Origin of the sequence: Bacillus sp. JJ634 (genome assembly GCF_036962285.1) — a bacterium.
Classification (GTDB): Bacteria; Bacillota; Bacilli; order Bacillales; family DSM-1321; genus Peribacillus; species Peribacillus asahii_A.
On record NZ_JBALMU010000209.1, the window covers coordinates 1 to 254 of the forward strand.

The following is a 254-nucleotide window of genomic DNA, read 5'->3' on the forward strand; positions in this document are numbered from 1 at the left end:
GTATTATTTCAAACAAAGAAACTTTCTGCTGAAAATCATAATATCGATATTAATTTTACAGTTTCTAATGCTGCGTTCGATACAATCAAAACAATAGATTTAATCAAAATATTATCGAATTTAATTGATAATGCAATTGATGCGGCTATAGTACTACCTGAGGGTGAGCGGAAAATAAATATTGTATGTAAAGCTAATTCAACCCATTATTTATTTGAAATTACGAATACAGGTCCAAAGATTATTGATAAGGA

General features: G+C 28.0%; 1 protein-coding gene. It reads left to right on the forward strand.

Features of this window, described 5'->3' with window-relative positions:
* On the forward strand, positions 1-254 hold a 254-nt coding region (locus V7068_RS21980; protein WP_499714550.1), incomplete at both ends, for a GHKL domain-containing protein.